At 44.4% G+C, this 6142-nt stretch carries 6 protein-coding genes and 1 rRNA gene; 5 read left to right on the forward strand and 2 right to left on the reverse strand.

The annotated features are described in order from the left end of the window. Positions 1-797: 797 nt before the first annotated feature. The gene (metF, locus tag JWG39_RS15665) at positions 798-1694 is read left to right on the forward strand and encodes a methylenetetrahydrofolate reductase (RefSeq protein WP_205220384.1); all 897 of its coding nucleotides are present in this window, start codon (positions 798-800) and stop codon (positions 1692-1694) included. 583 nt (positions 1695-2277) lie between these two features. Here the strand turns inward: metF and JWG39_RS17240 are convergent. Continuing rightward, complete coding sequence (locus tag JWG39_RS17240; RefSeq protein ID WP_369130650.1) at positions 2278-2370, reverse strand: GxxExxY protein; 93 nt, start codon at positions 2368-2370, stop codon at positions 2278-2280. 211 nt (positions 2371-2581) lie between these two features. Here JWG39_RS17240 and cobT point away from each other — a divergent pair, with 211 nt between their 5' ends. The 4 genes from cobT to JWG39_RS17250 all read left to right on the forward strand — a co-directional run bounded on the left by cobT (position 2582) and on the right by JWG39_RS17250 (position 5840). Beyond that, entirely contained in the window at positions 2582-3625 is a 1044-nt protein-coding gene (gene cobT / locus JWG39_RS15670) for a nicotinate-nucleotide--dimethylbenzimidazole phosphoribosyltransferase (protein ID WP_205220385.1), read from the forward strand. Between the two features lie 546 nt (positions 3626-4171). Beyond that, positions 4172-4264, forward strand: a complete 93-nt coding sequence (locus JWG39_RS17245) for a GxxExxY protein (RefSeq protein ID WP_369130651.1) — start codon at positions 4172-4174, stop codon at positions 4262-4264. A 333-nt stretch (positions 4265-4597) separates the two neighbouring features. Then, positions 4598-5359, forward strand: coding sequence for an adenosylcobinamide-GDP ribazoletransferase (cobS, locus tag JWG39_RS15675; RefSeq protein WP_205220386.1), 762 nt, complete (start codon positions 4598-4600; stop codon positions 5357-5359). A gap of 388 nt (positions 5360-5747) precedes the next feature. Beyond that, positions 5748-5840 (forward strand): GxxExxY protein, encoded by a 93-nt coding sequence (locus JWG39_RS17250; RefSeq protein WP_369130651.1) that lies wholly within the window; start codon positions 5748-5750, stop codon positions 5838-5840. Between the two features lie 127 nt (positions 5841-5967). Here JWG39_RS17250 and rrf read toward each other — a convergent pair. After that, positions 5968-6084 (reverse strand): 5S ribosomal RNA (gene rrf, locus JWG39_RS15680). Positions 6085-6142: the final 58 nt, after the last annotated feature.

The following is a 6142-nucleotide window of genomic DNA, read 5'->3' on the forward strand; positions in this document are numbered from 1 at the left end:
ATTCTCCAACAGCGGAAAGAATCCTGAAGGCCTATTCCCAAATCACTCTGACGATCATCGAGTTAGCCGGGCAAATCTTTCACCATGTCACACCACTTTCACCGTTACAAGTAAGGATGTTGGAACTTCTTGGTCTGGGACCAGAAATCTATTCCGGCCTGGAGAGTAATTCCGGATAGTTTTTCAGTTTACGCGAATGGTGAGCATATAGTATAATAATATACTGCAAAGAGAAAAGGAAAAAGAAAAAGGGAGACGGGAGACAGGAAAAAGCAAAAAACGGAACAGCGAAAAACTTTTTGCCAACGAATAAAAGCTCGAAAAAGGCAAATGGAAAAAGGGAGGCGGGAGAAAGGAGACGGGAAAAAGCAGGGCAACAAAACCTGATGACGTTTGTTGTGGGATGAGGATGTTTCGAGCTGTTCTTGTGAAAGACGGAACAGCGAAAAGATTTCTTTGCCAAAGGAAAGCTCGAATAATGCGAATAAAAACTTTCGCGGGTTTAGCGTGTTCCGCTGGCTACCCGGTCTTTGTCTTGCCGTCTGTTGCTTTTCCCTTTCTCCCGTCTCCCGTCTCCTGTCTCCCTTTTTGTCTTTGTCTTTTTTCGCCTGTTTATCCATTCGTAATCGCCAAAAAAGATTTCCACGCAGTTGCGTTATCTGGTCAATACAAAATGTAAATGGTGTAACTGCGAGAATACTCGACTTCCTGAAAAAAGAGTTTGAGGCGAAAATCGTCTCTGAAAAAAAAATCAGCTGACCACATGACGTCCAGTGGTGTAACAAGGAGAAGTAAAAATGATCACTCAACCTGCTCAGTATCTAAATCAACTCAATTATCAAATGACACAATTAAAAGGAATCAAAGTCTCCTTTGAATTCTTTCCTCCTCAGACTCCTGCCATGGAAAAAATATTGTGGGCCTCGGTTGAGCGACTCAAAGTGCTCCATCCTGAATTTGTCTCTATCACCTATGGTGCAAACGCCAGTGAAAGATCCCGCACCCATGACCTTATCAGGCAGGTTCAGCAAAATACAGATATTGAGGCAGCTCCGCATCTGACCTGTGTGGATACTTCGAAGGAGGAATTGCGCCGCATAGCAAAGGATTATGCTGATATCGGAATCAAGCGTATCGTTGCTCTGCGGGGAGATCTTCCAGATTCCAGTGACAAACCGCCCATGTATGCGGTGGACCTCGTCAAGCTGCTGAAAGAGGTTTCTGATTTTGATATCTCGGTTGCTGCGTATCCAGAAGTTCATCCCGAGGCCAAAAGTGCTCAGGCGGATCTGGTGAATTTAAAAAATAAAATTGATGCAGGGGCAAATAGAGCCATTACGCAGTTCTTTTTTGATGTTGAGACGTATCTCCGTTTCCGTGACCGCTGTGCGGCTGTCGGTATTGATGTTGAGATCGTCCCCGGCATTCTCCCGATATCGAATTACAAGCAGCTGGCACGGTTTGCGAAAATGACCAATGTTCATGTTCCAGAATGGATAGCGGATCGTTTCAGAGGTCTGGATGACGACCCTGGCACACGCGAGATGGTTGGAGCCAGTATTGCCATTGATATGGTGAGGAGTCTGAGTGCGGAGGGGGTGAAAGACTTCCATTTCTATACGCTGAATCGTGCCGCGATGACTTTTGCAATCTGCCATATCCTTGGGATTCGCCCTGAAGTTGCGGAGGAATGAAGGGGAGACGGGAGACAGGAGAAAGGGAAAAGCGAAAGACGGTAAGGCCTTTTTTACCGCGAAGAACGCGAAGACCGCGAAGGAAGGCAAAAGCAAAAGCAAAAGGAACCACGAATGGACACGAATGGACACGAATGGACACGAATAATTACTCATTCGTAATTGCCAAAAAAGGCAAAAAAGGAGATGGGAGGCAGGGAAAAGGGAAAGGCGGAACAGCGAAAAACTTTTTGCCAACGAATAACTGCTCTAATCATACGAATAAAGGCCAAAAAGATTTAAGGACAAAGATTTTTTTGAATTAAAGCGGGAAGGACGGAAGGCAGGGAAAAGCGAAAGGCGGAACAGCGAAAAACTTTTTGCCAACGAATAACTGCTCTAATCATGCGAATAAAGGCGAAAAAGATCTAAGGACAAATATTTTGTTTAATTAAGGCGGGAAGGACGGGAGGCAGGAGACGGGAGACGGGGAAAAGCAAAAGGCGGTAAGGCCTTTTTCACCGCGAAGAACACGAAGGAACGCGAAGAAAAGCGAAAAGCAAAAAGGGAAAGGAACCACGGAAGACACGGAAGACACGGAATATTAGAGCGCAAAACGCTCAACCCCGACTTTCGGATGATTCCCAAAGTTGATTAATACTCCTGGTTTTAAATTTGTTACTTTAAAATAATTGATGTTTTCCGTGTCCTTCCGTGTTTTCCGTGGTAGCCAATCTTATTCTCAAATGTTTCTGCCTTTCTTCGTGGTTTTCGCGGTGAAAAAATTGTCGTACCGTCTTGCGCTTTTGCTTTTTCCCGTCTCCTGTCTCCCGTCTCCTTTCTCCTTTTTTGTCTTTATCTCTTTCATATTTGGAATGTTTTTCACTTTATAATCAAAGGAAATAATAATGAGTGTTCTTGAAACAAGTATAGCGAAGATTTCTCCCAAAAGTATGGCAGCCCGGGAATGTGTTACGGCTCGTTTTAATCAGTTTGCTCCTCAGCAGGAATATGGATATCTGCTTGATATTGCAGTTGATATTGCAGGCATGATGGATGATTTCCGACCTCGGATCAATAAAAAATTGACCGCCTGTATGATCGCTGACCATGGTGTTGTGGCAGAAGGCGTGAGTAAATTTCCGGCTGTGGTCACGAAGCAGATGACGTGGAATGCGATAAGGGGGGGGGCTGGAATGAACGTTCTTTCCGTCCAGTCTCGAACTGATGTCAAATTATTTGATTTTGGTATTGATGCAGACATGAGCAAAGCGGTGGAGGAAGGAAAGCTTGTGAACAAAAAGGTTGGTATGGGTACTGCCAACATAGCTGTTGGTCCCGCCATGAGTCGCTCTATGGCACAGGAGGCCGTGGAAAACGGGATCTCTGTGGCAGAAGAGAACAGCGAATATGATATTTTTGGCACAGCTGAAATTGGCATTGCCAATACTACAGCGTCTGCGGCTGTTGTTGCTGCAATTACCGGGAAAAGTGTTGCTGAACTCTGTGGCAGAGGAAGTGGGTTGAACAATGAACAGCTGGAAAATAAAATTCGTGTAGTTGAAAAAGCTCTTACTGTGAACAGGCCTGAAGCAGGGGATGGGCTTGATGTACTCAGCAAGGTGGGCGGTTTTGAGATTGGCGGTATTGCCGGGCTGATTATCGGCGCGGCTTCTCAGCGGAAACCGGTGGTGGTGGATGGTTTTATCTCTACTGCAGGGGCAATGATCGCTGCCGTACTTGAACCCTTGACCAAAGATTATATGATCTTCTCTCATCGTTCTGTGGAACCCGGTCACGCTGAGATGCAGAAATTCCTTGGTTGTCATAAACCGCTGCTTGATCTCAACTTTCGTCTTGGAGAAGGAACGGGTGCGGCAGTGGCGATGAATCTTGTCGAGGGAGCTCTGGCTGTTCTCAACCAGCTGTCGCCTTTGCCGGAAAAGCGGTAAGGCATTTTTTACTGCGAAGAAAGGTAAAAAAGGAAAAAAGGGAGAAAGGAGACGGGAGACGGGAGAAAGGGAAAAGCAAAAGATGGAACAGCGAAAAACTTTTTGCCAACGAATAAAAGCTCTAATTATGCGAATAAAGGCGAAAAAGATTTAAGGACAAAGATTTTGTTTAATTAAGGCGGGCAAGACGGGAGAAAGGGAAAAGCAAAAACGAAAGACGGTAAGGCATTTTTTACCGCGAAGAACGCGAAGGAACACGAAGAAAGGCAGAAACAAAAGGAACCACGAATGGACACGAATAAACACGAATAATTAATCATTTGTAATCGCCAAAAAAGGAGACGGGAGGCAGGGAAAAGCGAAAGGCGGAACAGCGAAAAACTTTTTGCCAACGAATAACTGCTCTAATCATGCGAATAAAGGCGAAAAAGATTTAAGGGCAAAGATTTTTTTGAATTAAAGCGGGAAGGACGAGAGACGGGGAAAAGCAAAAACATTTGAGAATAAGATTGGTTACCACGGAAAACACGGAAGGACACGGAAAACATCAATTATTTTAAAGTAACAAATTTAAAACCAGGAGTATTAATCAACTTTGGGAGTCATCCGAAAGTCGGGGTTGAGCGTTTTGCGCTCTAATATTCCGTGCTTTCCGTGTCTTCCGTGGTTCCTTTCCTTTTTGCCTTTGTCTTGTTTCATAGCTTCTTTAAGAAGTTACGCTTTTATATAAAATGCCTTTATTCGTGTGATTCGAGCTTTTATTCGTTGGCAAAAAAATCTTTTCGCTGTTCCGTTTTTCTTCGTGTTCTTCGCGGTGAAAAAATTGTCGTACCGTCTTTTGTTTTTGCTTTTGCTTTTTCCCGTCTCCTGTCTCCCTTTTTGTCTTTATCTTTTTCCATAACTTTTGAGAAGTTATAAAGAACCTTGTATTTCGTTCATATTCGATGTTCCCGTAAATAAAGGAGGCGAAGAATGTTTTTACATATACAGGATAAGATTGTGGACTTTTGTGCCGCACTGCGTTTTCTCACTATTTTTTCGTTTTCATGGCGACAGGAGGAGGACTTTTCCCATTTACGGAGCAGTATTGTCTGGTTTCCCTCTGTTGGTGCGATGATCGGAGGTGTTGGTGCTCTGCTTGCCTGGATACTCACGTTGTTTGCGTCACCGGCAGTGACCGCGATTGTTTTGCTGTGTTATCTGGCTTTTGTTTCAAACTGCATGCATCTTGATGGAATTGCTGACAGTGCGGATGGTTTACTCTCGGCACGGAGTCGTGAGCAAAGCCTGAAAATTATGAAAGACAGCCGGATCGGGGCAATGGGAGCGGCTGTTTTGATTCTTCTTCTGCTTGCCAAATTTGCCGCACTTCTCTCCATCTCTGCTGCGGAACTCCCTGCCACACTTTTTTTCATGCCCTTTGCCGGACGCTGTGCAATGCTTTTCTCTATAGGGACGATGCAATATGCCCGGGGAGAAGGCGGTATCGGGGGACTTTTTTACAGTAGTAGTGCGAAGAAACACGCCATTATTGCTGTGTTGTTTCTTGTGGGCACGCTTTGTCTGATTTACGGGTACCTCGGACTCATTGTGTTTGTCGGAATACTGCTGGGGTTTATACTTCTGCGCCGCAAAAGCATTCAGGTTCTTGGCGGTGCTACCGGTGACATCCTTGGAGCGCAGTGTGAACTGGCCGAACTGATGACGGCGCTGACCGTTTCTTTTCTTTTTTGAACATAGGGGGAGAAAGGGGAGACGGGAGAAAGGAAAAAGCAAAAGCGAAAGACGGTACAACAATTTTTACCGCGAAGAACGCGAAGAAACACGAAGAAAAGCAAAAGACGGAACAGCGAAAAACTTTTTGCCAACGAATAAAAGCTCTAATTATGCGAATAAAGACAACGGCAAAAAGGGAGACAGGAAAAAGGGAAAGGCAGAAACAAAAGGAACCACGAATGGACACGAATAAACACGAATTATTAATCATTTAAAAAGGCAAAAAAGCAAAAAGGGAAAAGCAAAAGGCGGTAAGGCATTTTTCACCGCGAAGAACGCGAAGAAAGGCAGAAACATTTGAGAATAAGATTGGCTACCACGGAAAACACGGAAGGACACGGAAAACATCAATTATTTTAAAGTAACAAATTTAAAACCAGGAGTATTAATCAACTTTGGGAGTCATCCGAAAGTCGGGGTTGAGCGTTTTGCGCTCTAATATTCCGTGTATTCCGTGGTTCCTTTCCTTTTTGCCGTTGTCTTTATTCGCATTATTAGAGCCTTTATTCGTTGGCAAAAAAAAAGAGTCCCGTAAGGAAAAACCTTACGGGACTCTATCGTAAAAAAAATGGCGACGACCTACTCTCCCACATAGTCACCCATGCAGTACCATTGGCGCAGAGAAGCTTAACTTCCGTGTTCGGAAAGGGAACGGGTGGATCCTTCTCGCTATGGTCGCCACAAACTTGAATCAGAATCATTATAAATGACACTGAGCAATAAAAAAGATAATTGAATAGT

This window comes from Desulforhopalus vacuolatus (genome assembly GCF_016918505.1).
GTDB classification, from domain to species: domain Bacteria; phylum Desulfobacterota; class Desulfobulbia; order Desulfobulbales; family Desulfocapsaceae; genus Desulforhopalus; species Desulforhopalus vacuolatus.